The 25,419-nt window shown below is 69.7% G+C and carries 25 protein-coding genes and 1 pseudogene; 8 read left to right on the top strand and 18 right to left on the bottom strand.

All coding sequences use genetic code 11. From position 1 onward, the window contains the following. Positions 1–235 precede the first annotated feature (235 nt). On the bottom strand, positions 236–1,231 hold the full coding sequence (locus tag ACTWQA_RS41790) for a LacI family DNA-binding transcriptional regulator (RefSeq protein ID WP_443164424.1): 996 nt from the start codon (positions 1,229–1,231) through the stop codon (positions 236–238). A 142-nt stretch (positions 1,232–1,373) separates the two neighbouring features. Between ACTWQA_RS41790 and ACTWQA_RS41785 the strand changes: the two genes are divergently transcribed. Both ACTWQA_RS41785 and ACTWQA_RS41780 read left to right on the top strand, forming a co-directional pair. Then, positions 1,374–1,622: a winged helix-turn-helix domain-containing protein gene (locus tag ACTWQA_RS41785; protein ID WP_443164423.1), complete on the top strand. Its 249-nt coding sequence runs from the start codon at positions 1,374–1,376 to the stop codon at positions 1,620–1,622. Between the two features lie 87 nt (positions 1,623–1,709). Then, entirely contained in the window at positions 1,710–2,870 is a 1,161-nt protein-coding gene (locus ACTWQA_RS41780; RefSeq protein WP_443164422.1) for a DUF6042 family protein, read from the top strand. A gap of 96 nt (positions 2,871–2,966) precedes the next feature. Here the strand turns inward: ACTWQA_RS41780 and ACTWQA_RS41775 are convergent, their stop codons facing one another. From ACTWQA_RS41775 to ACTWQA_RS41745, 7 genes are read right to left on the bottom strand one after another with little or no spacing between them, the layout of a single operon-like run. After that, positions 2,967–4,466, bottom strand: coding sequence for a sugar ABC transporter ATP-binding protein (locus ACTWQA_RS41775; protein WP_443164421.1), 1,500 nt, complete (start codon positions 4,464–4,466; stop codon positions 2,967–2,969). Beyond that, positions 4,463–5,392 (bottom strand): ABC transporter permease, encoded by a 930-nt coding sequence (locus ACTWQA_RS41770; RefSeq protein WP_443164420.1) that lies wholly within the window; start codon positions 5,390–5,392, stop codon positions 4,463–4,465. Before ACTWQA_RS41770 ends, ACTWQA_RS41775 begins: the two co-directional genes overlap by 4 nt. Further along, complete coding sequence (locus ACTWQA_RS41765) at positions 5,389–6,363, bottom strand: ABC transporter permease (RefSeq protein ID WP_443164419.1); 975 nt, start codon at positions 6,361–6,363, stop codon at positions 5,389–5,391. Before ACTWQA_RS41765 ends, ACTWQA_RS41770 begins: the two co-directional genes overlap by 4 nt. Continuing rightward, on the bottom strand, positions 6,360–7,034 hold the full coding sequence (locus tag ACTWQA_RS41760; protein WP_327587933.1) for a response regulator transcription factor: 675 nt from the start codon (positions 7,032–7,034) through the stop codon (positions 6,360–6,362). Before ACTWQA_RS41760 ends, ACTWQA_RS41765 begins: the two co-directional genes overlap by 4 nt. Next, positions 7,031–8,290: a sensor histidine kinase gene (locus ACTWQA_RS41755; protein WP_443164418.1), complete on the bottom strand. Its 1,260-nt coding sequence runs from the start codon at positions 8,288–8,290 to the stop codon at positions 7,031–7,033. The genes ACTWQA_RS41760 and ACTWQA_RS41755 overlap by 4 nt, the downstream gene beginning before the upstream one ends. Next, on the bottom strand, positions 8,283–9,488 hold the full coding sequence (locus ACTWQA_RS41750) for an acyltransferase family protein (RefSeq protein WP_443164417.1): 1,206 nt from the start codon (positions 9,486–9,488) through the stop codon (positions 8,283–8,285). Before ACTWQA_RS41750 ends, ACTWQA_RS41755 begins: the two co-directional genes overlap by 8 nt. Continuing rightward, complete coding sequence (locus ACTWQA_RS41745) at positions 9,485–10,471, bottom strand: alpha/beta hydrolase (protein WP_443164416.1); 987 nt, start codon at positions 10,469–10,471, stop codon at positions 9,485–9,487. The genes ACTWQA_RS41750 and ACTWQA_RS41745 overlap by 4 nt, the downstream gene beginning before the upstream one ends. 549 nt (positions 10,472–11,020) lie before the next feature. Between ACTWQA_RS41745 and ACTWQA_RS41740 the strand changes: the two genes are divergently transcribed. Beyond that, on the top strand, positions 11,021–11,542 hold the full coding sequence (locus ACTWQA_RS41740) for a hypothetical protein (protein WP_443164415.1): 522 nt from the start codon (positions 11,021–11,023) through the stop codon (positions 11,540–11,542). Between the two features lie 29 nt (positions 11,543–11,571). Here the strand turns inward: ACTWQA_RS41740 and ACTWQA_RS41735 are convergent, their stop codons facing one another. Beyond that, entirely contained in the window at positions 11,572–11,805 is a 234-nt protein-coding gene (locus ACTWQA_RS41735) for an FAD-dependent monooxygenase (protein ID WP_443164414.1), read from the bottom strand. Between the two features lie 108 nt (positions 11,806–11,913). Further along, entirely contained in the window at positions 11,914–12,732 is an 819-nt protein-coding gene (locus ACTWQA_RS41730; RefSeq protein ID WP_443164413.1) for a GNAT family N-acetyltransferase, read from the bottom strand. Positions 12,733–12,851: 119 nt separating this feature from the next. Here ACTWQA_RS41730 and ACTWQA_RS41725 point away from each other — a divergent pair. Both ACTWQA_RS41725 and ACTWQA_RS41720 read left to right on the top strand, forming a co-directional pair. Beyond that, a pseudogene (locus ACTWQA_RS41725) lies at positions 12,852–12,965 on the top strand (transposase); the annotation flags it as partial. A gap of 50 nt (positions 12,966–13,015) precedes the next feature. Continuing rightward, positions 13,016–13,306 (top strand): hypothetical protein, encoded by a 291-nt coding sequence (locus ACTWQA_RS41720; RefSeq protein ID WP_443164458.1) that lies wholly within the window; start codon positions 13,016–13,018, stop codon positions 13,304–13,306. A 186-nt stretch (positions 13,307–13,492) separates the two neighbouring features. On the opposite strand, the gene ACTWQA_RS41715 is transcribed toward ACTWQA_RS41720, so the two are convergent. Together ACTWQA_RS41715 and ACTWQA_RS41710 are read right to left on the bottom strand one after the other, a co-directional pair. Next, the gene (locus tag ACTWQA_RS41715) at positions 13,493–14,539 is read right to left on the bottom strand and encodes an aldo/keto reductase (protein ID WP_443164412.1); all 1,047 of its coding nucleotides are present in this window, start codon (positions 14,537–14,539) and stop codon (positions 13,493–13,495) included. A gap of 393 nt (positions 14,540–14,932) precedes the next feature. Continuing rightward, on the bottom strand, positions 14,933–16,414 hold the full coding sequence (locus ACTWQA_RS41710) for an MFS transporter (protein ID WP_443164411.1): 1,482 nt from the start codon (positions 16,412–16,414) through the stop codon (positions 14,933–14,935). A 61-nt stretch (positions 16,415–16,475) separates the two neighbouring features. Between ACTWQA_RS41710 and ACTWQA_RS41705 the strand changes: the two genes are divergently transcribed. After that, positions 16,476–17,447, top strand: a complete 972-nt coding sequence (locus tag ACTWQA_RS41705) for a helix-turn-helix transcriptional regulator (protein WP_443164410.1) — start codon at positions 16,476–16,478, stop codon at positions 17,445–17,447. A gap of 16 nt (positions 17,448–17,463) precedes the next feature. Here the strand turns inward: ACTWQA_RS41705 and ACTWQA_RS41700 are convergent, their stop codons facing one another. The 3 genes from ACTWQA_RS41700 to ACTWQA_RS41690 all read right to left on the bottom strand — a co-directional run bounded on the left by ACTWQA_RS41700 (position 17,464) and on the right by ACTWQA_RS41690 (position 19,777). Then, entirely contained in the window at positions 17,464–17,661 is a 198-nt protein-coding gene (locus ACTWQA_RS41700; protein ID WP_443164409.1) for a hypothetical protein, read from the bottom strand. Between the two features lie 207 nt (positions 17,662–17,868). Beyond that, positions 17,869–19,470, bottom strand: coding sequence for an RICIN domain-containing protein (locus ACTWQA_RS41695; protein ID WP_443164408.1), 1,602 nt, complete (start codon positions 19,468–19,470; stop codon positions 17,869–17,871). Positions 19,471–19,585: 115 nt separating this feature from the next. Beyond that, entirely contained in the window at positions 19,586–19,777 is a 192-nt protein-coding gene (locus ACTWQA_RS41690) for an ATP-binding cassette domain-containing protein (RefSeq protein ID WP_443164456.1), read from the bottom strand. Between the two features lie 136 nt (positions 19,778–19,913). Between ACTWQA_RS41690 and ACTWQA_RS41685 the strand changes: the two genes are divergently transcribed. Together ACTWQA_RS41685 and ACTWQA_RS41680 are read left to right on the top strand one after the other, a co-directional pair. Next, positions 19,914–20,753 carry a prephenate dehydratase gene (locus ACTWQA_RS41685; protein WP_443164407.1) on the top strand — a complete coding sequence of 280 codons (840 nt, stop codon included), beginning with the start codon at positions 19,914–19,916 and terminating at the stop codon, positions 20,751–20,753. A gap of 332 nt (positions 20,754–21,085) precedes the next feature. Then, on the top strand, positions 21,086–22,069 hold the full coding sequence (locus tag ACTWQA_RS41680; RefSeq protein ID WP_443164406.1) for a hypothetical protein: 984 nt from the start codon (positions 21,086–21,088) through the stop codon (positions 22,067–22,069). A gap of 11 nt (positions 22,070–22,080) precedes the next feature. On the opposite strand, the gene ACTWQA_RS41675 is transcribed toward ACTWQA_RS41680, so the two are convergent. The 3 genes from ACTWQA_RS41675 to ACTWQA_RS41665 form a co-directional block, all read right to left on the bottom strand. Further along, the gene (locus tag ACTWQA_RS41675) at positions 22,081–22,257 is read right to left on the bottom strand and encodes a hypothetical protein (protein WP_443164405.1); all 177 of its coding nucleotides are present in this window, start codon (positions 22,255–22,257) and stop codon (positions 22,081–22,083) included. 111 nt (positions 22,258–22,368) lie between these two features. Continuing rightward, positions 22,369–23,673: a condensation domain-containing protein gene (locus tag ACTWQA_RS41670; protein ID WP_443164404.1), complete on the bottom strand. Its 1,305-nt coding sequence runs from the start codon at positions 23,671–23,673 to the stop codon at positions 22,369–22,371. A 26-nt stretch (positions 23,674–23,699) separates the two neighbouring features. Beyond that, positions 23,700–25,160, bottom strand: a complete 1,461-nt coding sequence (locus tag ACTWQA_RS41665; protein WP_443164403.1) for a condensation domain-containing protein — start codon at positions 25,158–25,160, stop codon at positions 23,700–23,702. Positions 25,161–25,419 lie beyond the last annotated feature (259 nt).

Raw genomic sequence — 25,419 nt, 5'->3', positions numbered from 1 at the left:
AGCGTCTCGGAAGAGTGAGGGCGGTCGCACGCGAAGGCGGCAGCGCGCTCAGGAGCGGTCGTCTGCAGCGGGACGGTGCAGTGCCTGCGTCAGCCGGACCACGGACTCTCGCAGCCGCGCGATGCCGGCGCCGTCCAGCTCCGCACGCATGCGCGTCTCGACGGCGCGTTCATTGGCGGGGCGAGGGGTCCGGACTATGAGCATCCGCCGTCGCGACGAGCTTATCCGCGGTGACCTATGAGACCGGCGGTGCGGCCGTCGAACTGCGGACGACCAGGCTGGGGGTGACGGAGAAGCGCACCGGCGTCATGCGGCCTTCGACGCGTTCCAGCAGCAGCTTGCCCGCCGCGCGGCCCATCTCGCCCCCGTCCTGGTCGACGCTGGTCAGCGCGATGTTGGGCAGGGCGGCCAGGTGCGTGTTGTCATAGCCGGCGACCGAGACGTCTCCTGGGACCGAGATGCCGGCCTCGTGGGCGGCGGCGAGGGCTCCGAGGGCCGCCTGGTCGGCTCCGGCGAAGATCGCCGTCGGGCGCGGCGTACGGTTCAGCAGCTCACGGGCGCCGTCATAGCCGCCCTTCTCGCTGTAGAAGCTGGTCGCGACCGCGATCTCAGCGGCGAGCCCGTGCTCACTCATGACTCGTTCGTAGGCCGCCGAGCGAATGTTGTGCAGCAGGTCGCCGGGCCGGGCGATGCTGTCGTCCTGGTGCGTGATGTGCGCGATGCGGCGGTGCCCCAGCTCGATGAGGTGCTCGACCACGAGTTCGGCGCCCGCCTCGTCGTCGTCGAACACCGAGTCGTAGTGCGGCGAGCGTTCGTGGCGCGCGAGCACCACGAGCGGCTTCTCCTTCGCCACATCCTCCAGGCGCGCCTTCGAGGCCAGCGGAGCGACCATGATGATGCCGTCCACCTGTCGCGACAGCAGGGCGTCGACCGCCCGCTGCTCGACCTTCCGGGTGGCCCCGCCTTGGATCATGAATGCCTGGTAGTCGGTGCTGTCCAGATAGTCGGTGAGACCGTCGAGGATGTCGGCGAAGAAGGGGTTCCTGATGTGCGGCAGCACCAGACCGATCGTGAAGGTGCGCCCGCGCATGCCCCGGGCCACGGCCTGCGGCCGGTAGCCGAGCTCCTCGATGGCCGTCTTGACCCGGTCTTTCATGGCGGGGCTGACGCCGGTGGCGTTGCGGATCACCTTGGACACCGCGGTGACGGAGACCTGTGCGTGACTCGCCACGTCTGCAATCGTCACTCGTCGACCAGGCGTGACCATATGGCTCCATCTCCGAGGCGTGGTCCAATTGTACGAGCTCAGGGCAGAGCCGGATCGCCCATGTGGCACCGGTCACAGACCGCGATTCCGCCACAGAAGACCTCCTATGACCTCGGGATGCATGCCCGCCGGGCCGCCGGCACCGATGGGCCAGGACGTATCACACTCCTACCGGGGGCTGCTGATCGAGTGCATCGCGCGTCAGCTTGAGCACGACATCCGCTCCGGTGAGATCAAGGTGGGGACCAAGCTCCCCTCCGAGCGTGAGCCGGCCGCCCAGTTCGGGGCGAGCCGCAACGTCGTGCGCGAGGCGCTGCGGCGGCTGGAGGCGCGGCACCTGATCGGCCCACGGTGAATCCCCGGAGGGGCGCCGCTATCCCGCTGGAGTTCGGAGGCGCCAAACGCTCCGCGAGAACAGCCCGCTCACGGTTACGGTCATGGCATGGAGATCATCGCTGTAGAGGATTACTGGCCGGAGTACGGCACGATCGTCGTCCGGGACACCTGGGACGAGGAACCGGTGGCGGAAACGGATCTGCCCCTGCTCGACGAGCATGACCTGGACGCGCAGCCCTCGGGCACGATCGCCAAGGCCGGCGCCGGATGGTTACAGGCGTCCTCCCGGGACGGGCGTCACCGCGTGCGCTTGGAGGCCCATGGCGCTCCCCCGCCCCTCGACCACGGGTGGGACGACGTGGTCGAGACGCCGTACCACGCCGGCACCGGGGCCGTCGTGCTGACCAGCGTCATGAGCAGCGACCTTTACGTTGACACCCCGCTGGAACTCGACGCGCCGGGCCTGTACCGGGTCCGCGTCTCCTGCCGCAGGACGCCGCCGGAGATCCCCGGCTTCGAGGCGTCGGAGGGCGACCTGTGGCGCATGCAGTTCTGGCCGGCCGGCCTTGAGCCGCCCCGCTGGCTGGCCCGCAGCCGGCCCGCCGTGCGGCCGGCGAGCACCGGCTGGCGGAGGTGCCTCGGGCTGCCGGGCCAGGAGGTGCTGTACGCCGTCCAGCTTGCCTCGGCCACCGGCGAAGCCACCGAGGACCGGATCGCCGCCGCCTACCAGCCATGGTCCAGCGGCTCGGGCGGCTGGAACTCCCCCATCGACGACCTGTCGGGCTTCGCCGCCCAGCTCGGCCTGCCCGCACCGGCCACCCGCCCGGACCTGCTGCCGCTCCTGGTGGCCGCGGGCCTGCTAAGCACCGAGACCGCGAGCGGCGTGACCCGCTTCCACCTGGCCCCCGACCCGCCGCGGGCCGAGGAGGTGCTGGACCTGCCCGCCGACCAGGTCGCCATGATCCGGCGTCAGGACGACCGCCAGCGCCACACCTCCTTCGCCGCCGACCTCGCCGCCCTGGCAGTGTGGAGCCCGGGCGGCGCCGTCACCGCGACACCGGAAGAGCTCGCCGGCCCATTGCTGGCCACGGCCGAGGACATCCGCGACACCATCCGCTACGGCGTCGAACGCGGCCTGCTCAGCATCCCCGAGAACGCCACCTTCGCCGCCAAGCCTCGCCCACCGCGGCAACCCGAGGTCGGCCGCATCGCCACACCGCAGAAGCGCCTTGATTCGAGGAGCGGTCACCAAGGACACAACTACTGAGAACGCCGTCCACCGCCTTGCTGCTTCAGACGCCCAAGACCAGGGAGTTGTCGCCATGGAGAGGGTGAGGAGTAAGGCGAGGCCTACGTTCATGGCTCAGATCTCCTTTGAGTGAATGAGCCTGATCACGGCTTGGCTGGTCCGGTCGTAGTCGTGGTCGTTGTCGAGTTCGCCGCGTATCCGGAAGTCGCGCATCACAAGCACGCGATCGGCCAGCGTGACCATCTCGGCCAGGTCACTGGTGATGAGCAGGATGGCCATGCCGTCGGCGGCCAGGCGCCAGATCAGCTCGTGGAAGGCGCCCTTGGTGCGCACGTCGATACCGACGGTCGGCTCGTCGATGATGAGGATCTCTGTCTCAGCCGCGAGCCACTTGGCCAGCGACACCTTCTGCTGGTTCCCGCCGGACAGCTGCCCGGCGAGCTGGCCGGACGAGGCGAGCTTGATACCGAGCCGGTCCACCCACGTGCTGACCACCTCCCCTTCGCGGGCAGGCGACACGTAGCCGAGCGCGCCGGCTATGCGCCCCCAGACGGTCACGGCGATGTTGCGCGAGACCGGCTGGTCGAGGAAGAGCCCCTCCTCCTTGCGGTTCTCGGTCACATAACCGATCCGGTGCCTGGTCAGAGCCTGCCGTACGTCCTTGATGACCACGTCTTTTCCGCGCACCCGCACCGAGCCCGACTCGATGGGCTCGAGCCCGAGCAGAGCCTTGGCCAGCTCCGACCGGCCGGCCCCGACCAGGCCGTAGAGTCCGACGATCTCGCCCGGCCGGACAGAGAGCGAGACCTCGCGGTGGCCGGCCGCCGTCGAGACCCGATCCAGCTCGAGTACGGCGGGCTGTACGGCAGGCGCGCGCGGCGGGAAGGACAGGGCCTCCCGCGAGCGGCCCACCATGAGATCGATCAGGTCGTCCTTGGCGTGATCGGCGATCGGCGCGGCGTCCAGCACCGTGCGGCCGTCGCGCAGGACGGTGACGGTGTCGCAGAGCGCGAAAACCTCCTCGAGCTTGTGGCTGACGAAGAGCACGCCCGTCCCGGTTTCTGCGAGCTTGCGCACAACGGTGAACAGCAACTCCGCCTCGCCCGGGCTGACCGAGGCGGTGGGTTCGTCGAGCAGCAGCACGCGGCTCTCGCCGTACAGGGCCTTGGCGATCTCGACGAGCTGCCGTTGCGCGACCGACAGCCGGTCGACCAGCACGTCGGGGTCGAGGTCGACCTCGAGCAGGCCGAGGATGCGCCGGGCCTCCGCCCGCATGTACGCCCGGTCGACCAGTCCGCGCCGTATCGGAAGCCGTTGCAGGGCGATGTTCTCGGCCACCGAGAAGGCGGGGATGAGGTTGCGTTCCTGATGGACCGCGCCGATCCCGGCCAGCGCCGCCTCCGTCGGCGATCTCAGCGTCATCACCTCGCCGCCGACGAGCAGCCGGCCCTCGTCCGGGCGCTGCACTCCGGTGAGGATCTTGATGAGGGTCGACTTGCCCGCCCCGTTCTCGCCCAGCAGGGCGTGCACGGAACCGGATTCCAGCCGCAGGCTCGCACCGTCGAGGGCGCGGACGCCGGGAAAGACCTTCACCAGCTGGTCTGCGACAATCACGATGAACCCCCTGACCGGCGCGTCTCGCGCGTGCGGGTGAGCACGACCGTGGCGAGCACGACGGCGCCGACCACGAAGTTCACCCAGCTCGGCTGGAGGGAGAACTCTGCGCGCGCGCTGTCGACGAGGCGCACCACAAACGCCGCCAGCACAGTGCCGAGCACCACGGCCGTGCCGCCGGTGAGCACTGCGCCCCCGATGATCGGGGCGGCGAAGCTGGGCAGCAGCCAGTCCCCGCCGATGCTCCTGTTGACGCCGGGCGAGACCGCCACCGTCACCACGGCCGTGATGGCGACCACCAGACCCGACAAGGTGTGCGCAAGGATGATGGAGCGGTCGTTGGAGACGCCCGACAGCGTGGCGGCCAGCGGGTTCGAGCCGGAGGCCAGCATCCTGCGGCCCGGCGCCGTGGCCCTGAAGAACACCGCGACCAGCGCGGCCACGCCCAGAGCGAGCAGGAAGACGAGGGGGATGTTCAGGACGGACGCCTGGCCGAACTGCTTCAGGCCGGGTGAGTAGTCGCTAACGGTGCGGGTCCCGACCAGGCGGTACTGCGCGCCGATCAGGATCGTCATCGTGGCGAGCGTGACGACGAACCCGTTGATGCGGGTGTACACCACCAGCGCACCCGTCACCGCGCCGATGGCCGTGCCGAGCGCCAGCCCGAGCACGATGGCGGCAGGGGCGGGAACGCCGAGATCGGCCATGAGCACGCCTATCGCGCAGGCGAGGAACCCGCCGAGCGCGCCGACGGCCAGGTTGAGCTGGCCGACGCTCAGCGCGATCATCTGGGCCAGGCCGATCAGCACGGGCACGGGCAGGAACTGGAAGAAGGTCTGCACGGCGTTGCCGGAGGCGAACGCCCCGCCGGACGCGACCACGAGCGAGAGGTAGCCGGCGACACAGATCGCGATGAGCACCCTCACGATTTCACCCCCCGGCGTTGAAGGAAGCGGTCAGCAGACAGCGCGAGCAGGAGGATGACGCCCAGGTACACGTTGAGGTACTCCAGGCCGATCCCGACCATTTCGAGCCCCCTGCGGATCACCAGGGTCAGCGACGTGCCAAGGAACGTGCCGATGACGGAGATCACTCCGCCGGCCAGTGCGGTGCCGCCGAGAATCGCACCGAGGAAGGAGGGCAGCAGGAACTCCTCGCCGATCGTCGCCCGGAACGACCCGGTGGTTACCGCGAGCATGAACCCGGCCAGCCCCGCCAGTAGCCCGCTCAGCAGGTGCGCGGTGACTATCCGGCGGCGCGTCGGGATGCCCGACAGCTCGGCGGCGAGCGGGTTGGACCCGGTCAGCAACAGCTCCCGGCCAGGCCGCGTGCTGTGGTAGAGGTATCCGAGCGCCAGCATCGGCGCCACCGCGAGCAGCATCATCTGCGGTACGGCGGGCGACCCGCACAGGTTGCCCAGGCACACATCGCCCAGCGAGTACTGGCGCAACTCGCGCATGCCATCGGGTTTGACGGTGAAGGCCGCGTTCGCGGTGAGCGCCGTGTAGACGACCGGGATCAGCCCCAGGAGCGCGAAGTCCATCGCGAGCGTGACCACGAAGGAGTTGATCCCGGTCCTGGCGATGATCCAACCGGTGAAGGCGCCGATCGCCGCGCCCGCCAGCAGGCCGATGCAGAGGCCGGCGTACAACGGCAGGTGGAGCCGGTCGTAGGACAGCCCCATGAACATCGCGGAGAACGCCGCCATGCGGCCCACCGCGAGGTTCATGTGCCCGATGGAGAGCACGACCATCTGGGCCAGCCCGCGCGCCATGTCGACCCACTTGGTGTAGTCCGGTTCGCGCAACTCGATCTCGACGAGCCGACTGATCGAATCTGCGGGCAGCCCGTTCTCGACGAACTCTGCGGGCGGCAGCGCACGCGGCTCTGGGATCACGCGTTTGCGTGTCCCGGTCTGACCAGGCCCGTCTCGTAGGCGAAGACGGCGACTTGGGTGCGGTCGCGCAGCTGGAGCTTGTTCAGGATGCGGCCCACGTGAGTCTTGACGGTCTGTTCCGCGAGGACGAGCCGGCCCGCGATCTCCGCGTTCGACAGGCCGTGGGCGATGAGGGCGACCACCTCGGTCTCGCGTTCGGTGAGGTCGCCGGCGCGGGCCTGGGCCGGGGGCCGCGGGGTGCCGCCCAGCCGGGAGAACTCCGCGATGAGTCGCCTGGTGATGTTCGGGGAGAGCAGGGCCTCGCCCGCGGCCACGACGCGTACGGCCTCGGCGAGCTGGACACCCGAGGCGTCCTTGAGCAGGAATCCGCTGGCGCCCGCCCGCAGCGCCTCGTACACGTATTCGTCGAGGTCGAAGGTCGTCAGGATGAGGACCTTGGTGGCGAGGCCAGGATCCGCGGTGATGCGACGAGCGGCCTCGATGCCGTTCAGCCCGGGCATCCGGATGTCCATCACGATCACGTCGGGGTGCAGGTCGGCGGCCTTGGCGACGGCGTCGGCGCCGTCCTCGGCCAGGCCCACGACCTGGATGCCGGGCTGGGCGTTGAGAAGGACGGAGAAACCCTCGCGGACCATGGCCTGGTCATCGGCGATGAGCACGCGGATCGTCACGTGTGGCCTTCCTTCGCGGTCGTGGCGGTGTCCACGGGCACCGGGAGCAGGACGGAGACCTCATAGCCATCGCCGGGCGTGGGACCGGCGGCCAGTTCGCCGCCGAGCATCGCGGCACGTTCACGCATGCCCATGATGCCGTGACCGGCGCCGGGCGAGGGCCTGGTCTTGTCACGCGAGGGGCCGTTGAGCACCCGCAGCCGCAGCGTGGAGAGCGCATACGCGACCTCGACGCGGACCGTGGAGCTGGGCGCGTGGCGCAGCGCGTTGCTCAGAGCCTCCTGAACGATGCGGAAGGCCGACAGTTCCACACCCGGTGGCAGCGGGCGGGCCGTACCCGAGACGTCCAGCTCAACGCGCAGGCCGGCGGAGCGCACGTTGGCGACGACGCTGCCAAGCTGGTCCAGGGTGGGCTGGGGGCCGCCGGGCGCCGGGGAGTCATCGGTGGCTTCCGCGCGCAGGACCCCCAGGACATGGCGCAGCTCGGTGAGGGCTTCGAGGGCGTTCTGGCGGATGACGGCGAAGGCGTTAACCAGTTCTTCGGGCGGATCCTCGACGCGGTAGGGCGCGGCGTCGGCCTGGACGGAGATCACGGACATGTGGTGGGCGACCACATCATGCAGTTCGCGCGCGATCCGGGCACGCTCCTCCAGCAGGGCGCGGCGCCCCCTCTCCGCGATGGTGGCCGCCTGCTGCACCTGGAGCCGCTGCCGTGTCTCCCGGCGGCTGTGTGCCGAGGTGCCGAGGAACACGGCGACCGCGAAAATCACCGCGGGAGTCAGCGGCCTTTCCCAGAGCAGGTCTCCGCCCGGCCATTGCATGCCGCCGGCCAGCAAGCCGCTGAGCAGCAGTGTCTCGACGGCGACCCGGGGCCGGTTGCGCAGCGCCACCAGGAACAGCACCCCGGCATGGACGAACCATGGCCACGGCTGGCCGATGAGCGTGGGCGAGTAGGGCGTCGCGGCGGTGCCGGCCAGGAACGCCATCGACAGCCACCACGCCGGCACCGGCCAGCGCAGTGCCGACACCAGGATCACCGCGTGGGCGATCGCGAACGGCGCGGCCGCGCTGCCCTCGGCCGCAGCGGCGAGGAGAACGGCGGGCAGCACGATCAGCACGTGTGGCAGCCATTTCAGCGGCCGCGGCCCGGCCATGGGCGGCAGCGGCTGCCGGGCCGACGTGAGCAGATCCGCTCGTACGCCCCGCAGCACGGCACCCATCACGTCGGCCCTGTCCACGTGGACGATCCTAGACACGGGGCGGCTCCTCGCAGGCGTTTCGCGCTCCACCCTTCGACGGACGGCCGGCCCCGCCTCGCTCGACCGCGCCGAACGCGGCCTGGCACACGGCCAGCGCGATCGCGAAGACCGGCAGCCAGCCGAGCCGGGCCAGGACCCAGCCGAGATCGTCCGGCCTGGTGTGCAGGCCCGGCAGCGGGCCGGACAACAGCCCCATGGCGGTGACCGCGAGCATCGCCGTCTGGTGCCAGAGGAAGATCGTCATGGCGGAGAGGTTGGCCGCGGCCACCGCCGCCCAGACCATCGGCCGGATCATCATCCGGCGCAACGGCTCGCGCAGCAGCAGAGCCAGTCCGCATTGGGCCAGGCCGAAGGCGACGGCCGCCAGGGTGGGCGGGTTGAGATTGGAGACCGGCGCGCCGGGCACCCCGACCATGGACGCCGGGTATCCGCCGCAGATGACGAGGCCTACGGCGGCGACCGCACCGATGATCAGCAGCGGACCCGAGCGGCGGGTGTCGAACCGGCCCCGCGCCCACGCCGCGCCCAGCGCATACGGCACCAGCCAGCCGGCCACCACGTTCACCCAGCCGAGCCAGGCCGGACCCCCAAGACCGAAGCGGACCAGGTCAACAGCGGCCACCACCGCGAGCGGCCACCACGGGCCGACCCGTAAGACCATCGGGGTCAAAGCCGTGAGCAGCGCGAACACCAGCAGGGACCACAGGGGCGACAGGACCAGGGTCAGCAGCGTGCGCACCGTCTCAAGGGGTGTGCCGGACAAGAGCATGACGACGGCCGTCACCGCCCACACAGCGAGGATCACGACGACAGGCCGGAACAACCGGGCCAGCCGCCCGCCGAGCCACCGGCCGTACTCCACACCGCGCCGACGGGCGGCTTGGTAGCCCTTCGCGGCGACGTGCCCGCCGACCAGGAAGAACACGGCGAGGGTCTGGAAGATCCAGGAGAGTGGGGCGAGCCAGGGCATGTACTGCAGCGGGCTCGCCCCCTGCAGGGGACCCCGACCGGCCTCGACCACGGCGCTGACCAGCCAGTGGCCGAATATCACGCCGAGGATCGCCAGGGCTCGCAGAGCATCGACGGCCCGGTCGCGATCAGGTGGGGTCCGGGCATCGACGCGCCGCGCCAGTTCCCGCAACCCCGGCATCGGGCGGTGACCGGCTCGGACGGGACGAAACGACTGGGCGGTCACCGGGTCACCTCCCGGTCGTGTCCCAGGGCGATACGCGCCAGGTTCGCCACCGATGCCGAGCCGGGCGCGAGATAGTCGCCGTGGCCGCCGTCGCCCGCGGCGAACAGCCGGGCGCCGAAGCCGCCCGAGACCGGATCGGCGCCGAAGCCGATGGTCGTGCCGAAAACGGGCATGCTCAGGTGCGGCACGCCGCCGATCCAGTCCCGCGCTCCCCGTCCCGCCCACACCCGCGCGGCGGTGCCCAATCCCGCCGCCGTGTCCGCACCGGTGCCGGGGCTGCCGAACATGGCGATGTCGGCGACGGCCAGGCCGGCGGCGGCGCGCCCGCACACCACCGAGCCGTAGGAGTGGCACAGCAGCGAGACCTGCGCGGCCGGGTTCGCCCGGCGCACCGAGACGACGAACGCACGCAGCGCACGCGCGCCGTCTTCGGCCCGGCCCGTCGTGACCGCGTCGGTGCTGATCAGCCGGGGTGGTGTGTAGCCGAGCCAGGCCACGACGGCGACCTTGGCGGCCGGGTCCAGGCGGCGGATCTGCTCCTCCAGCGAGCGGGCCGCCCAGCCGAGCCTGGCGTGCGGCTTCGGGGTACGGGCGTCGTAGGTGTCTAGGGTGGTGTCCGAACCGGGCACCAAGACCGATATCCGCCGGGCGGTCGCCAGGTCGCCCAGGACCTCGACGGCCCGGCCCTCGCCGCGGGCGTCGAAGGACAGGAACGTCCGGGCGGAGCCGGCCATGGCCCGCAGGGCCTCTGCCCGCCGGTGGTCCCCGCCCTTCTCGGCCATGCGCGCGGCCTGGATGATGTTGGCCCGGTTGGCCGCGTACCGGGTCTCGAGGGTGCCGGTCGACAGGACGGGCAGCATCGCCGGGTCGGGGGCAGGGACGCCCGCCCGGGCCGCGGCCGAAACCGGTGCGCACAGCGCGGCGATCAGCAGCCCGGCCAGCGCACCACGCCACAGCCGGGTACCGCGGCCTGGGATCCACATGTCGCACCTTCCCTTCCAGAGGTTTTGACCTGGTCAGGAAGTTACGAAGAGGCGCAAGTAATCAGCGTCCCGCTGTAGAGCCCACTTCCGGATGTAGCTCTCAGGTACTGCGGGTATCGGTCCCACCGCGTCGATGCCCGCAGCGCCGTGCATCCCCTCTTCGCCGAGAGTGAAGGCAACGTGGATCCGGGCACCTCGGCGCGGCACACCAGGGCACGGCGGATGGCACACAGGTGAAACGCCTTCGGGGGTGTATCCCGTCACTTCCGCCTAAGGACACCATCATGTCGATCCGTCGCATCGCCGCGGGCGTGCTCGCCCCGCTGCCGCGGCCGCCGTGGGAGTCGGTGTCAGCGCCGCCCCAGCGAACGCTTTCCCCAGGGACTGCGCTGTCATGTGGGACACGGTTGCTGGCAACAGGACGGTCCTCTTACGCCAGGTACGACCCAGGTGGCACACGGCCGGCGACTTGCGTGCTGGGCGCCGTTGCACCTGGTGCTGATCCGCCGGCTCCCGGCGGGCGCCCGCCGGGCGGTCACACTCGCCGCCGTGGCGACGGTCATTGACCGACTCTACGAATTCAACCTGTGTAGGCCGGAAGGCTGCAACGGCCTAGCCGGGATACCCAACTTCGCTGCGGTCTGGATCGACACGGAGGACATCGAAGGGATCGCGGAGCGTTTCCGCGCGGATCCCGACTCCGGGACCCCCTGCGACCTCACCGCGGCATTCCGCCTGGCCGCAAAACGAGCAGAACACTCTGATCTGGATCGGGACGCACTCCCCGGGCTGGTCCGTCGCGATCACCATAGACGGCAGTCTCACCCTTCGGGAGGGGGCGAGCGCTATTACCAGGACGGAGAGTTCATGGGCATGGTCGGAGTGCAAGGATTCCAGGAATACGCGGATGATCTGCACGCGAACGATGAGTTCGAGGAGTTGGTGGAGAGTTACCTCATCCTCGCGGGGCGGATCACGGGCCGTTTCCTCGATCGGGACTGGTTCGCGGCGCCGCGCGTCCTTTACCGCATTCCCAAGGACGCGTGGCCTCGCGCTCTAGACCGAGCTTGAGGCCTTGACCTCCTATCGGGGAATGGACGTCAGCGGCGGTCGCCGGCCAGCAGCACTCGGCCGCGACGGTAGGTTGAGGCCTGACGGGTGTTGTCGGTCAGGCGTACCGGGCCGGCGATCGAGGTGACGGTGACGGGGGTGCCGCTGGCGCGGCGCAGGCTAACCTGGAATCCCTCGACGGTCAGGGCGACGTCCCCATCGGGCTGCGGAACACCGAACTCGACCACCGTTGTGGGTGCCGGCGGAGGCGAGGCGATCAGCATCCCGGCCGTGTTGCGCCCGAACCCGGGCGGCAGGGTGGGTAGGCCGGCCGGAGGCCGGACCGCGCGGGTCCGCGTCTTCGCCTGGGCGGCGGCCGACCTGATGGCCGGTCAGCCCATCGAGATGAGGATGGGCGCGACGTATCGCCCGCGGTCACCCGGGTGGCGGTGGGCGCCGTAGACCATCGTCGGCAGGGCCGCGGGTCCCTCGGTGGGCCCCAGCCCAGTGAGCCACGGGCGCAAGCCCGGGTAGGCGTCCAGCAGGTCGATCCGCACGTCGCGGTCGGCGCCGTGGGCGGCGGCCAGGATGAGCTCGCGGGCGGCTTCCTCCGTGGGCGCGACGACGGGGCCGATGACACGGTGGGGGCCGGCGTTCCAGGCCACAGCGAAGCCGCCGTCGGTAACGATCGTGCGCTCGGCCGTGGCCAGCAGGGCGTTCAGCGCCTTGCTCCGGTCGGCCCCGGTGACCTCGGCGTCCAGGTCGAGGAGCGCGGCGTGGTCGTCCGGTGTCGCCACGCGGACTCCGGGCGACCCCGCCGCCCCCTCCATCGGGCCCATAGTGATCGTCAGGTTGCCCGTGGGCCGGAAGCCCAGCCGCTCGTAGACGGGGCGCCCGAACCGGGTCGCGGTCAGCTCCACGATGCGGTCTCCGGCGGCCTCCAGGGCGTGCTCCATCAGCCGCGTGCCGAGCCCCTGCCTGCCGTACCTGCTGGCGACCAGCATCATGCCGACGTCGGCCAGCGAGTCGCCGTAGCGGGTCACCACGACGCACCCGGCCAGGCCGTCGCCGTCGGCCGCGTCGACGGCGTAGACCTCGCCCGTCTCGAACATCAGCCGCCATTTGGCCTCGTCGGTGGACCACTCGCGATCGCTTTCGAGCCGCTGGCACAGGGGCAGTTCCTCGGGACCGAGAAGTCGAATATCACTCACAGGCGAGAACCTACTCTGTCGGCTACTCCGGCACAGCCCCGGAAGTACCAGAGCCGGTACGGAGTCGAGATCACAGGGACGGCCTGCGCTCCGGTCTGCGGTTCTGGCAGGCCTTCGCCATGACGCGCGGAGACCTCACCGACGAGGAGCGGTCCATGATCGAGCCTCACTTGCCGCTGGGTGAGCGAGGCCCGATTCCGGGTCTGCGGCGGCAGATCAACGCGGTGGTGTGGCGGTTTCGTACCGGTAGCCCGTGGCGGGACCTGCCCATCGAGTACGGGCCATGGTCCACCGGTTCCGCTTTGTGGGCGGTGAGCGGCGATCCGGGACGGGACGCAGCGGGCTGCCTGGCGTTCAGCACGGTCCGGATGCCAGCCTCGGCAAGGATCTCGTCCATGAGCGCCGGAAACTTCCCAGCCCGGTCGCGGATCAGGGAGCGAGCCCGGCAGCCGGCGTCCTGCAGATCCATCACCGCCTGATCGCGGCCCGGCAACATCAGCCAGCCGAACACCCGAAGCGCGAGCGGATACAGCAGGCGGACAAGCACAAGCCGCGATCTTTCTGCGCGAACTGACCCCGTCAAACCACAGGCCAGAGCCCTCTTAGCTGTATTTGACGCGGTACACGCCTGACCCCACCACCCGATAGAGCAAATCAAGATCGAGAAACACCGTTATCTAGACAAACCCCCACCTGGCATCGGAATGAACCCGGCGTCGGCGGGCGTACGTACAACCTGTCTCCAGGTGCGGCAACCTCTCTACAGGTGCGGTCCGAGCAGGCTCAGGTCGGCGGGCGAGAGCCGGTCGGAGGCGGTCGCCGCCTGATGCCAGTACGGGTAGAGCAGCGGCTGGCGGCTGACCTCGTCCAGCCGGTCACGCTGCTCGGCCGTCAGCTTCAGGTCGGCGGCGGCCAGGTTGTCGGCCAGTTGCTCGCTGGTGCGCGCGCCGACCACCAGCGACGTGATCGCGGGCCGTCCTAGCAACCAGGCCAGCGCCACCTGCGCCGCCGACACCCCGTGCTCCCCGGCGATGTCGACCAGCACCTCGACGGTGTCGTACAACTGCTCCTGATCGCGTACGGGAGGCTCGTTCCACTCGGTGAGCTGGCGGCCCTGGGACGGCTGGACGTCCCGGCGGTAGCGGCCGGACAGCAGGCCGCCCGCCAGCGGGCTCCACACCAGCACGCCGAGGCCCTGGTCGATCGCGGCCGGGATCAGCTCGTACTCGGAGTCGCGGGCCTGGAGAGAGTAGTAGATCTGCTGGCTGACGAAGCGCGGCAGGCCGAGCCTGTCGGCGGTGCCCAGGGTCTTCATGAGCTGCCAGCCGGTGTAGTTGGAGACGCCGACGTACCGGACCTTGCCGGCGGTCACCAGGTGATCGAGCGCCGCCAGGGTCTCCTCGACGGGGGTACGGCCGTCCCATTCGTGCACCTGGTACAGGTCGATGTGGTCGGTGCCCAGACGGCGCAGGCTCGCCTCCGCCCCGGTGATGACGTGGTGGCGCGACAGCCCGGCGTCGTTGGGGCCGTCGCCCATCGGCATGCGTACCTTGGTGGCCAGCAGCAGGTCGTCACGGCGGCCCTGGATCGCCTTGCCGACGATCTCCTCCGACAGGCCGGTGGAGTACACGTCGGCGGTGTCGATGAGATTGACCCCGGCGTCCACGCACATGTCGATCTGCTTGCGCGCCTCCTCCACCCCGGTGTCGCCGACGTAGGCGAACTTGCCCCCGCCGCCGAACGTCATCGTGCCCATGGTGAGCACCGATACCCGCAGCCCCGATCGTCCCAGCTCGCGATATTCCATCCCGTCATCATTCCAATCGGCGAGCGGCACCGCCAGGACGCCCGCCCGTGGGAAGTGTCCCGTTCCGTGACCTGGAGCCCCACGCTGATGGCCGCACCTCGGATGATCAGGGAGGAACAGATGGAGGGCAAGAGCGGCCCAACGGCCGAGATCATGATCGCCGAAGCCTGCAAGGCGTTATGGGTGATGGTCGGGTTCCTGGCCGTCATCTGGAAACCTGGTTCACCGCCAGCCCGACGGGCATCGGGGTGGACGCCAGCGGGCTGGTGTTCGGGTACTTCGGGCGATCTTACCGACCGGTGGGATCGGTGTGCGTCGGGCGTTCTTGCGGCCGGGAGGGCGTCCGGGGCTAATCGGCAAGCTGAGCGGTGCAGTTCTCCCCCACACGGGTGTTCACTGATCGACGTGCTCGGTCGCGGTCTTCGGGAGCGCGAGCATCACGAGTGCCGCCACGACGTAGAGCACCGCGGAGACGACGAGGACGATGCTGAGCGCGTGACCGTAGTCGGCCAGTCCCGGTGTGCCGGTCGTCGATCCGGTGACGGCGGTGAAGAAGACTGTGCCGAGAACGGCGATGCCGATGGCGCCGCCGATCTGGTTGACGGTGGAGAGCACGCCGCCCGCGGCGCCTGCGTTGCGTCCAGGGATGCCGGCGAGGACGACGTTGACGAGGATGGGGGCGGCAAGACCGAGCCCGAGGCCACCGATGAAAAGAGCGAGGGCAAGCTGCCAGTATCCGGGATCGTTACCGTCCCTGATGATCGCCCACAGGACGAGCTGGGATGCCGCGATGGTGAGCGAGCCGGTGATCACCAGGGCTCTCCCGGCCTTGGCGGCGAGAGCGACGCCGAGTCCTGAGGTGATGATCGAGCCGAGCGCGTAAGGCAGGATCACCAGGCCGGTCTCCCACGCGGTGCGGTCGGTGCCGTTTTGGAGGTAGACCGACAGGGTGAGGAAGAACGACCCGATGCCGCCGAAGAAGAGCACGGACGCGCTCAGGCCGATCGCGAAGGCGCGGATTCGGAGCAGAGCCGGATTGAAGACCGGTTCGGTCCCGTGTCCGGTGAGGCGGCGCTCGTAGGCGAGGAAGATCGCCAGCACGATGATTCCGGCGACGAGGAGGGCGTAACTGGCCCAGGTCCATCCCCAGGTCTCGGTCTGGATGATCGGCAGTAGCAGGAGCAGGATGCCCGAGGCCGCGAGCAGCGCGCCCAGGAGGTCCGGCCGCGCGGTCGAGGCGGAGCGGGACTCCGGCAGAACTTTCGCGCCGATGATGAGCGCCAGGATCGAGACAGGCACGTTGATCCAGAAGATTGTGCGCCAACCCAGATCGAACAGGTCGCCGTCAACAAGCAGCCCGCCCAGCAGCGGGCCGGCGACCGACGCGAGACCCTGGACCGCCCCGTAGGCACCGAACGCCTTGCCACGCTCGCCCGGAGCGAACGATGCCCGGATGATCCCGAACACTTGCGGGACCATGATCCCGGCGGTCAGTCCCTGCGCGGCGCGCATGCCGATGAGCATTCCCGGTTCGGCGGCCAGCGCGCAGAGCGCGGAGGTGAGCATGAACCCGGCCAGCCCGATCATGAACAGGCGCTTCCGGCCGTACTGGTCACCGAGCCGCCCGCCGGTGATCAGGCCCGCACCCAGGGCGAGGACGTAGGCGGCGATCGTCCACTGGATCTGAGCGTCGCCGGCCTCCAGGTCTTGGGCTATCGCCGGGGCCGCGACGGTGACGATCGTCGCGTCGAGAAGGTCCATGAAGGAGCCGAAGAGCACCACCAGGAGCGCCGCGCCCGCGCCGGCGCCGGAGATGAGTGCCGAGGAAGCGGCTGGTGCATGCGTGCCCTTCTGAGGGCTCTGTGAAGCGGTCATGCCGACCACAATGACGGGTATAGTTGCCATCGAGTGACCGCTTTAAGTGAGGGGATGAGCGATGGCTGCCACCTCCGCGCGGACGCTCAAGCTGCTGTCGATCTTCGGGATCGGCGCGACCCTGACCGCCGTGGAGCTCGCCACCAGGCTCGGGGCGTCTGTGCGGACCGTGCGACGCGACATCGACACGCTCAGAGAGCTCGGGTACGAGATCGAGGCCGTGCGCGGGGCGGGAGGAGGTTACCGGCTCGGGCGCGCCACCCAGTTGGCGCCGGTCGTCTTCGACGAGGACCAGGCTGTCGCGGTGGCCGTCGCGCTCCAGACCGTCCCCATGATCCTGTCCGGTATCCGCGAGAACTCGGCCCGCGCCCTCGCCACGCTGCAGCAGGCGATGCCCACCCGCAGCCGTATCCACGCCGAAGCGTTCACCGTCTCCGCAGCGCGCAACTACTGGGAGTTCCCCGCAGCGCCCATCGATGCAGAGATCATCCGTGTCATCGGTGGCGCGATCAACCGACAGCACATCGTTCGTGTGGACTACACCGGCGAGGACGAATCGACGACGCTCACGCTGGAACCGCACGACCTCGTCGTGTGGGCGGCACGGTGGTACCTCGTCGCATTCGAACCGGACGCGGACCGATGGCGCGCGATGCGAATCGACCGCCTCGAACCACGCATGCCCACGGGGAGAACCTTCAACCGCCGCGACGTCCCGCACAACGATCCGGTCGCATTCGTCATGAGCACGCACGACCGCGGCGACACCCCGGCGGAATGGCCATGCCGCGGGTCGGCGCTCGTCGCACTCCCTGCGCCCGTCGTCGCCCAGTTCGCCCCCGGCGGATCGACGGTCGAGCACGACACCGACTCCAGCTGCCGACTCACGCTCGGTGCGTGGTCATGGGCAGGGCTGGCAGGACTGCTCCTGACTTTCGACGCTGACGTCACGGACATCGAACCGGCAGAGCTCAGGCAGGCGCTGCACTCCTTGCGCACCCGCATTGACGAAGGACTCAGGCGTGCTATGTGAGTTCACTGACGTGATCTCAGCCCATTGCCGGTAGGTAGTCGTGCTCGACATGGGTGAGGACGAGCGCTGCACGGGCGATGTCGCCGATTCGGCTGGGGCTGATGGTGATGTGCTGGAGGGTTCGCCACCGGCCTTTGAGCAGGGCGAATCCGCTGTCGGCGAGGGTCGGCAGACTGGCTGCGGCAGCGGCAGCGGCGTACACCGCGCCCAGCACGTGGGTGCGGGCGGCGGACAGGGATGGGTTCGCCCTTGACGCTGAGGATCTGCTCCGCGCAGCGGTCGATCGGGATCAGGGTGCCGTCCAGGATCACGTAGGCCAGTCCTTCGGCTTGGGCGCGGTCGAGAGCTTCGGGCAGATCCGGTGCTTGAGCTGCGAGAACCTCGATGCCTTCGTGTTCACGTGCTTCTGTTTGGTGTGGCCTCAAGCGTCCCAGCGCTGGTTGGCGCCGCCCCAGCAGGTGTACTGCTGGAGACGGGCGCTATTTGCCGTCGACTGGCCGGACACGTCGAGGCACTTGCCCGAGTGCCGGGCGACGATCTCGACGTAGCTCGTGCCGGACACGGTGCGGAGTTGCCACTGCTGGTTGGTGCCGCTGCCGCACGTGTACTGGATGACGGCCGCGTTGTTCGCGGTGGAGCCGTTGTTCACGTCGAGGCACTTGCCGGAGTGCTGCGCCACGATGTTGTGGTAGCCGTTGCCCAGATCGCGCAGTTGCCACTGCTGGTTGGCGGCCCCGGTGCAGGTGTACTGGATGATCTCGGCGGCGTTCGCGGTCGAGCCCTGCAGGACGTCGACGCACTTGCCGGAGTTCTGGTTGACGATCTGGGTCGTCGTTGCGCCACCGCCGCCGTCGACGGCGTCGCCCCAGCCGTAGCGCAGGCGGTTCGCACCGGACTGGTTGCGGATCGTGAGGTTGAGGTCGGTGCCGCTGCCGCTCCTGGCGTACATCGAGTACCAGTCGTAGCCGATGTCGCCGGGCTTGCCGCCGATGGCCGGCCAGTAGGTGCCGCCCATGGCGTTGTCCCGCATCACCTGGGTGACGGCGCGGATGTGGCGGACGAAGTTGTCCGTGCTGTTCGCGTCGGCGTAGTTCAGGCCGTTGTTCATCGGAGCCCCGAACTCGGTGACGACCGCCCGCGAGGCGCAGTTGCCAAGGCGGGTCTGGACGTGGGACCGCCAGCCGTCGTACGTGTTCGCCGAATAGAAGAACGCGTAGTGGTGGAACGAGAACAGCGTGCCGGCGAAACGCGAGTCGTTGCACAGGTCACGGAGGTCCTGGCTGTAGCCGGTACCGCCGACGAGCACCCGGTTCGGCGGGGCCGAGTAGTGGTAGTCCAGCCAGTCGGCGGCGATGTTGCGCCACTCGGCCGAGCTGTAGCCGTGCGGCTCGTTCATCGGCTCGAAGTACACGAGGCTGTTCGATCCGTACTGGGACGTCACGGTCGACCACATCGAGTTCCACGCCGACAGGTTGGTGATACGGCCCCCGGAGGCCGCGCCGTCCTCCCAGTACGCGAGGATGACCTTCCACCCGCGCGCCGTGGCGGCGTCGACGGCGCCGCGGTAGGCGTTCCACCAGGTGGTGCCGACGGTGTGGGTGTTGATCGGCAGCCGGACCGTGTTCACGCCGAGTGTCGACTGCATGTCGTCGTACAGCGCGTTGGCCTTGGCCTGCACCGTGGCGTAGCTGTCGGAGCCGCTCAGCCCGTCGACGACGAGCGGGCCGGTGCTGAAGTTGTCGCCCAGCACCGCCCAGTTCATGCCGCGGAACTGGCTGGTCGCGGCCGCTGCGGGCGTCGTCCATAAGTTCACCGCGATGATCGGCAGGAGCACCAGGGCTGCCAGTCCGGCGAGCAGCCGCCTGGCTCGGGATGTGTCCATGAGGGAACCTTTCTCGTGCGTCGTCGCGGTGGTCTGCTCACGGGCCGGAAGGTCGCGTCGGCCGATCCGGCCGAGATGGTCCTGGTGCCTGACGTAGTCGCGCGCGGTCAAGCGGGCACGACGAGACGTGGTGCTTGTCATGGTTCTCCTTGAGGGCATACACCATGGACCGGCGGCACTGCCGGTTTGTGCACGCTCACGGCGTGATCGTTGACACCCGCCCGGAGAGAAATCCGTCTATCAAGCCAAGTTAGCGCTAACACATCGCCGAGAAAAGAAGCAAAGCGGCGTCGTCGAGCACGCCGGCGACCGTGGTGTCGCCGGCGAACGGCGCCTCCTGATGCAAGAAGCCCAGGTCGGCGGGCCGCACGACGGTGCCCGAGTCCGGCTCGTCCGCTCCGGCCAGCAGCCGCAGCAGGGTGGACTTGCCCGCACCGTTCTCGCCGATCAGCCCTCTATCGCGAACGGATCGTCATCGCCGCCTGCGTGGGAACACGCTGCAGGCGTACTCCGGTCACGGAGGCGCCCTTCGGGACCGGGCCGTCGCCGGGCAGCCGCGCCCGGCCGCATGGGAAACTGCTGCGGTGACCGCACGACGTATCGCCTACCAGGGCGAGCCCGGCTCGAACTCCCACATGGTGTGCAAGCTCCACTACCCCGACTGGCATACGGTGCCGTGCGCGTCCTTCGAGGACGTGTTCGCGGTGGTGGAGAACGGGGAGGCGGAGCTGGCGATGATCCCGATCGACAACTCGATCGCCGGCCGGGTCGCCGACATCCACCACTTCCTGCCGACCTCGGACCTGTACATCGTCGGCGAGCACTTCCTGCGCATCCAGTTCAACCTAATGGCGCCGCCGGGTGCGACCCTGGACACGATCAAGGCCGTGCACAGCCACGTGCATGCCCTCGGCCAGTGCCGCCGGATCATCCGCGAGCACAAGCTGGTGCCGGTGATCGCCGGTGACACCGCCGGCGCTGCGCGCGAGGTGGCCGAGGCGGGCGACCCGACCCAGGCGGCGATTGCGCCACCACTCGCGGCGGAGATCTACGGTCTGCACATCCTCGCCCGCGACGTCGAGGACGAGGAGCACAACACCACCCGGTTCGTGGTGCTCAGCCCGGACTACGTGCAGGCGCCGCGCGGCGAGGGCCCGGTGGTCACCTCGTTCGTCTTCAACGTCCGCAACCTGCCGGCCGCGCTCTACAAGGCGCTCGGCGGGTTCGCGACCAACGGCATCAACATGACCAAGCTGGAGAGCTACATGGTCGGCGGCCACTTCGCGGCCACCCAGTTCCTCGCCGAGGTCGACGGGCACCCCGAGGACCCCGGCCTGAAGAACGCGCTGGAGGAATTGGCGTTCTTCACCACCGACGTGAAGATCCTCGGGGTCTACCCAGCCGCCCCGTCCCGCGCCGACTGAATCTCGAGACGGGCGCCAGAGCGCCATCCTCGATCAAGTGTCATCGGCCTAGATGATCAAGTCCGACGTGTTCAGTGATCGAATGCGATCAAGGAGCGCGTGACTGGCTGGCCGGTCTTGGAACGGGTCGCCGGGGAACCTCCTGGGCTGCGGCAAGGCCCACCACGGACCACCACCGAGCAGGCCGAACACCCTGGTACGGCTGGCCCTACCACCCGTGGGAGGGCTGGCCGTCCTCTGGTTCGGGGGTCGCCAGGCTGGGACGGAACCGCGCCGATTCCTAACGTCGAGGCTGTTCCGTCATCGCGGCTTCCGCTTCGAAAGGCGTGCCGATGCCCGCAGTCCTCGAACCAGCCCGTGCGGCGGTCCGCCGCCTGCACCGCCCGCTCCTGCTGATGGTCGCCTCGATGGCACTGCTGCTGGTCGTCTCGGCCGTGGGCATGGTGGCCGACGACCGTGTCCTGCTCGGCGCGCCGGTCTGGGGAAAACCCCTCAAGTTCGCCGTGTCGTTCATCGTGTACGGCCTGACACTGGCCTGGTTGTTGACGTTGCCGCACAGGGCGAGCCGCTGGACCTGGTGGATGGCGACGCTGCTGGCCGTCACCGGCACGCTCGACGTCGGCGTCGTCGTGGTCCAGGCGGCGCGCGGTACGTTCAGCCATTTCAACCAGGCGGACGACCCGTTCACCAACGTCATCCAGTTGATCTTCGGTGTGGGCGTGCAGCTGCTCATGCTGGCGAACTTCGTCCTCGCCGGGCTTCTGATCTTCCAAAGGGTCGGCGACCGCGTGCTCACCTGGGCGATTCGCGCGGGCCTGACCTTCGTGATCGCCGGGATCGGCCTCGGGCTCCTGATACCGACGAGGTCCAGCGAGGTGTGGACGGCCAAGGACGCGGCCGGGCACGCCATCCCCCTGGCCGCCCAGCACAACGTGGGCGTCCCGGACGGCGGCCCCGGGCTGCCACTCACCGGCTGGAGCACGGTCGGCGGCGACCTGCGCATCCCGCACTTCGTCGGCCTGTACGGGCTGCAGGTCATGCTGGTCGTGGCGCTGGTGCTCGGGTTCCTGGCGAGCCGGGTCACCCCGCTGCGCGACGAGCGGACCCGGGCGGGCCTGATGATCGTAGCGGCCGCGGCGTACGCGGGCCTGATCGTCCTGGTGACTTGGCAGGCGCTGCGCGGCCAAGCGCTGATTCACCCCGACGGCCAGACGCTGGGCGCGCTGGCCCTGCTCATGGCCGCCACGACGGCGGCGAGCTGGGCGGTCCTCGCCGCGGGCGGTTCGCCGGGCCCGGTGGTTCGCTCGGTGACCTGATCGACGCCGGGTCATGCGCTGCTGACGGCGCCTCTTCTCATGATCGCGGGAGCGGGAGCCTGCCCGATGGACCAGCGCACGATCTCGCTGTCGACCACCGTGGCGACCGGCAGGTGCTCGTAGACCGCCCACACGACCTCCGGAAAGGTCTCATGGAGGCGGGTGCCGCGCCGCGACTGCAGATACACGCCCCGATCAGAGTCGATCCTGGCCAGGGCGCGTGGTCTTACCGATCATCGGTTCGGTCGAGCGAGGTCGAAGTGTGCTGCCTACGACGATCTCTCAAGATCTCGTTTGCCTCATGTGGCGCATTCCCGGCGAGCCGAGCCGACCACGAAGGCCTCCAGCCGATGCAACAGGGCGGCCATCTCGCCCTCGGGCAGGCGGGTGGTGTCGGCGCTCAGTTCCACGCCGAGCGTGCCCTTCCAGCGCATCAGGGCCACGCAGAAGTCGCAGCTGCGCTGGTCCATGCCGGGCAGCCACTCCAGTTCGGACTCCCCGTCCGCGTGGTCGGCGCCGCCTGGATCCTCGCCGGGGCGCAGGTCGTTGAAGCAGCACAACGGGAACATGGGGACGCCCCGGTCGGCGCTCATTCGGTCGACCATCGCATGCAGGGCCAGCGAGTCGAAGCGGGCGCGCCGGTAAGACGCGAGAACCGCCGGATAGGCGCTCACCAGGGTCTCGGAAAGGCTTCCGCACGGGCCCAGGGTGAACAGTCCCAGCTGGTTCAGGCTGCTGACCAGGTCCCGGGTTCGGTCGCTGAAGCGGTTGTGCACGATCGGGGTGATCGCGCACACCTCGTGCCCGGTCAGCTCGCGCAGCAGCATGGAGACCGCCACCAGCAGGACCGTGGCCGTGCTGACGCCGGTACGGCGGGCGAGCACGTGTGCGGCGTGGTTGAGCCGGGGCGACGACAGCACGGCCCGCGCGAACTTGGGCGTCGTGCCGCTCCCGACAACGGTGGGAAACATGGAGGACGGTACGGTCCGAAGAAGCGCCTCCCACTGCGCGATCGCCCGGTCCGAACGGGCCGATGCCGCCTCCTCCTCCCGTACCAGGTCGAGCACCTGCGACGACGGCGGCCGCGCGATCACTCCGCGGAGCAGCAGTATCCGCAGGTCGCGCACCACGACGTCGGCCGCGCGCCAGTCCGCGACGACATGATTGATCACGAGCGCAACGTGGGTGACGGCGCCGTCGCAGACCACGAGTCCGGCGCGCAGCGGCTGCTCGCCGTCGCCGAAGGTTCGTCCGGCCAGGCGGGCCACAAGTTCCGCCGCGGCATCGTCCACGTCGCCGCGTGCCGCCTCAACCATCTCGATCGACAGGGTCCCGGCCGCCGCCACCTCCTGATACGGCCCGGCCACGCCGAGCCGTACCAGGGATCGCAGGGCATCATGCCGGCGCATCACCTCGGCCAGGGCGGCCGCCACGGCCGAGGGATGGCGCGGCCCGCCCGCGCGCGGGACTGCGAGCAGCCGGGGCACGTTGAAGTAGCGCGCGTCCGGGCCCACCCGCTGGATGGCCCCCCAGATGTCCCGCTGTCCCCACGCGAGCTCCGCCGTACCGGAACGGTCGGCGGCGAAGTCCACCGAAAGCCGCATGACATTCCTTCGGCTGTTAGACACCCCTAACTCCGGACTTTCCAGTCCGCGGCTCCCAGTTCAGACAGCCGCAGACCCGGGTCGCCGCCCGCGCGCGTCACCACGCGGGCGAACGCATCCGCCAGGCGGTGCGCGGTGGCGGCGTCGAACAGGTCGGTCGAGTACTCCAGCCAGCCGCCGATCCCCTCGGGCCCCCGGTACACGTCAAGGGACACCTCCACCCGGGCCCGGCCCAGGTCAGGCTGTGGATACACCTCCACGGCCAGGTCCCCCAACTCGGTACGGAGCAGGTCGCCGGTGGGCAGGTTGTGGGTGAGGTTGAACATCGCCTGGCACAGCGGCGGACGGCTCAGGTCGCGGGGCACCCGGAGTGCGCCGAGGATGCGATCCAAGGAGGTACCGCCGTGGGCGAGGGCCTTCAGGGTGCTGATTCGGGTACGCCGCAGCAGCTCGCCGAAGGGCGGATCCCCCGAAAGGTCGGCCCGCGCGACGAGCGTGGTGGAGAAGTAGCCGATCAGCGGGGCCAGCTCGGGCCGGTCCCGGCCGACCACGGGCACGCCTACGCAGAAGTCGTCCTGCCCGGCGGCCGCACCCAGCGTGACCTGCCACGCGGCGAGCAGGGCCATGAACGGGGTGGCCCGGTGGGCGCGCGCGAGGAGTTCCAGGCGGGTGACATCCGCGTCCGGCACGGCCACGCCGGCCTTGGCGCCGCGGCCGGTCCAGCGAGCGGGGCGAGGGCGGTCGAGGGGCAGGTCGAGCGGCGGCGCTCCGGCGAGCCGCTCGACCCAGTAGTCCAGGTGGTCCCGGTCCTCCTCGGCTCGCCGCCGCTCCGTCACCGCGAAGTCGCGGTACTGCGTGGGCAGCTCGTCCAGCATCGGAGGACGGCCTTCCCGGTGGGCGCGGTAGCATTCGCCGAGCTCGCGCATAAGCACGTCGAGCGACCAGTGGTCGACCACGATGTGGTGCAGCACGATGCACAGGACGCCGTCGTCGGCGGCCAGGCGCAGCAGCCCCGCCCGCCATGCGGGGGCCGCCGCGAGGTCGAACGGCCGCCCGGCGTAGGCGGCGATCGCCGGCTCGATATCGGAGCAGGCGGGATCCAGGCGGTCCAGCCGCACCTCGCGGGGCTCGTCCACGACCTGGGCGGGCAGGTCGCCGTCCAGGACGAAGCGGGTGCGCAGCACCTCGTGCCTGGCGGCGATCGCGGTGAACGCCGCGGCGAGACCAGTCTCGTCGATGGGGCCGCGCAGCCTTACCGGCCACGTGATGTGATAAGCGCAGTCGTCAGTGTCGAAGCGTTGCAGAAACCACAGCCGCTCCTGCCCGGTGGACAGCGGCCAGGTCCGCTTCTCCTGGCCGCCGAGCAGCGACCGGCGCAGCGCAGCGCGGCGTTCGGCGGGCAGCGCGGCCAGGCGCCGCCGCAGTTCCTCGCGCTCGGCCGTGCCCTGCTCTTGATGGTCGGCGACCACCCTCGTCTCGGGGCTCACGAGCCCTCCTCGTTGATCGGCAGCGTCTCCGGCTCGCGCGTTCGCCGGCAGAATGTGGTGCGGGCGCCTTTTGGGAACGCTCCCAAAAGAGGCTAGGTTTCAACTCTGAGCACGGTCAAGATCTTCTTCTTGCCGTTCGCCGCAGCCCAATGTGATCCGACCGGGACGGTAGGCGATTCCTGCACGTGGCGCGGGCCATTCCGAACGCTTCATTCTCGGCGTTTGACAGCCTGGAAACTTCTTCGTCTGATGCTGACGA

This window comes from Nonomuraea sp. 10N515B (assembly GCF_052245915.1).
GTDB lineage: Bacteria > Actinomycetota > Actinomycetes > Streptosporangiales > Streptosporangiaceae > Nonomuraea.
This window is presented reverse-complemented; position numbering and strand designations above follow the sequence as displayed.

What these genes read in the sequence shown, in the direction of transcription:
- ACTWQA_RS41785 (WP_443164423.1), top strand. Translation starts at nt 1,374, where the DNA reads ATGACCTCGGGATGCATGCCCGCCGGGCCGCCGGCACCGATGGGCCAG.
- ACTWQA_RS41780 (WP_443164422.1), top strand. Translation starts at nt 1,710, where the DNA reads ATGGAGATCATCGCTGTAGAGGATTACTGGCCGGAGTACGGCACGATC.
- ACTWQA_RS41745 (WP_443164416.1), bottom strand. Translation starts at nt 10,471, where the DNA reads ATGTGGATCCCAGGCCGCGGTACCCGGCTGTGGCGTGGTGCGCTGGCC.
- ACTWQA_RS41735 (WP_443164414.1), bottom strand. Translation starts at nt 11,805, where the DNA reads ATGCTGATCGCCTCGCCTCCGCCGGCACCCACAACGGTGGTCGAGTTC.
- ACTWQA_RS41720 (WP_443164458.1), top strand. Translation starts at nt 13,016, where the DNA reads ATGGTCCACCGGTTCCGCTTTGTGGGCGGTGAGCGGCGATCCGGGACG.
- ACTWQA_RS41715 (WP_443164412.1), bottom strand. Translation starts at nt 14,539, where the DNA reads ATGGAATATCGCGAGCTGGGACGATCGGGGCTGCGGGTATCGGTGCTC.
- ACTWQA_RS41710 (WP_443164411.1), bottom strand. Translation starts at nt 16,414, where the DNA reads ATGACCGCTTCACAGAGCCCTCAGAAGGGCACGCATGCACCAGCCGCT.
- ACTWQA_RS41705 (WP_443164410.1), top strand. Translation starts at nt 16,476, where the DNA reads ATGGCTGCCACCTCCGCGCGGACGCTCAAGCTGCTGTCGATCTTCGGG.
- ACTWQA_RS41695 (WP_443164408.1), bottom strand. Translation starts at nt 19,470, where the DNA reads ATGACAAGCACCACGTCTCGTCGTGCCCGCTTGACCGCGCGCGACTAC.
- ACTWQA_RS41680 (WP_443164406.1), top strand. Translation starts at nt 21,086, where the DNA reads ATGCCCGCAGTCCTCGAACCAGCCCGTGCGGCGGTCCGCCGCCTGCAC.
- ACTWQA_RS41670 (WP_443164404.1), bottom strand. Translation starts at nt 23,673, where the DNA reads ATGCGGCTTTCGGTGGACTTCGCCGCCGACCGTTCCGGTACGGCGGAG.